Origin of the sequence: Clostridium sp. CAG:221, from assembly GCA_000435835.1 — a bacterium.
GTDB lineage: Bacteria > Bacillota > Clostridia > Clostridiales > Clostridiaceae > Clostridium.
In genome coordinates this window covers 174324-175908 of record FR883429.1, presented here as the reverse complement: position 1 = coordinate 175908, position 1585 = coordinate 174324, and the positions used below count along the sequence as shown (strand labels likewise).

At 27.0% G+C, this 1585-nt stretch carries 1 protein-coding gene; it reads left to right on the top strand.

Annotation, left to right across the window (positions count from 1 at the left end; genetic code table 11):
* Window positions 1-516: 516 nt before the first annotated feature.
* Window positions 517-1371 carry an ROK family protein gene (locus Q5O44_RS15180; RefSeq protein ID WP_302638255.1) on the top strand — a complete coding sequence of 285 codons (855 nt, stop codon included), beginning with the start codon at window positions 517-519 and terminating at the stop codon, window positions 1369-1371.
* Window positions 1372-1585: the final 214 nt, after the last annotated feature.

Below are 1585 nucleotides of genomic sequence, written 5' to 3'. Positions count from 1 at the left end.
AAAGACGAATGACTGAACTTGGCCTTTGTGCAATAACTGTAAAAAAAATACAAGCCTCATTCAAGTAAAAAGGTAGCAGAAGATTTAGTTGTTAAAGCTTTAAAAAATGCCTATTACAACCAAAATCCTGATAAAAAAAGCATATAATATTTCATACAGACTTAGGTTCTCAATATACTAGTAATGATTTAAAAGAGTTATGTAAAGAGTTTAATATTATACAATCATTTAGTATAAAAAAGTTTGACTTTTTGTGTCCAAAATATTGACATAAGACCAAAAAGAAGGGACTATAGAAGTAGCTAAAAATTTAATTGAAGCTGGTATTGATATAGAAATAGTTTTAAATAAATTCCATAATAATTTTTTAATTCCAAAGTATAGACAATTAGTTTAAAAAGAATATATAATTAACTGTGAAAATATTAATAAAGTTATGTATATGATTGTGAGGTTGTCAAAAATATGCGAAATTATATGGTATATGATATAGGTGGCTCATAAGTTAAATGGTCAATTATTGATGAAGAAGGTGGTATTTTAGTTAGTGGAAAAATTAATATACCTAAAACAGCTGAAGAATTATTTTATACTTTAGCACAAAATGTTAATGATAAAAAGGAAGAATATGATCTTAAAGGTATAGCTATAAGTGCACCAGGAGCAGTAGATTCAAAAACTGGAATAATAGGTGGAGTAAGTGCAATACCTTATATTCATGGACCAAATTTTAAAGAGATATTGAAAGAAAAAACAGGATTAGATGTTGCTATAGAAAATGATGCTAATTGTGCTGCATTAGGTGAATGCTGGCTTGGAGCTGCAAAAGATGAAAAAGATTCAGCTTTTGTTGTTTGTGGTACTGGAATTGGAGGAGCTTTAGTTAAAGATAAGAAAATACATACGGGAATTCATAAGCATGGAGGTGAATTTGGGTATTGTGTTATTGATATAGATATAAGTGATGAAAATAATATAAGATATTTAACATGGAGTCAAGTAGGGTCAACATATAACACAGCTAAGGCTATTGCTGAAAGAAAAGGTATAGATATGGATAACTTTGATGGAATAAAAGCATTTGAGTTATATGATAATAAAGATGAAATAGCGATACAAGAAATCAATAAGTTTTTTAGATATATGGCATTAGGAATATATAATATTCAATATACTTTTGACCCTGAAGTTATTGTGTTAGGCGGAGCTATATGTGAAAGACCAGGATTTATTAATGAAATAAATACTAAAATTAAAGAGCTTATGAATATAGTAGGAGCAGGGAAAGTTATACCAGTTATAAGAAAGGCGAAATATGGAAATGATGCAAATAAAATAGGAGCCCTTTATAATTTTCTTAACTCCAAATAATGGTAAAATAGTAAAGTGTCATTATTTTTTCGAGGCGTAAAAATGAGAGTAGATAATGAAATGATTAAATTAACAACCTAAATATTATATTAAAATAAATCTAGAAGTATCTTTTTAATCACCCTGATATATTAAATAGGAGATGTAGTATGTAGAATGAATAAAAAGCTGTCTTTAAAATTATTATTATTATTATTATTATTATTATTATTAT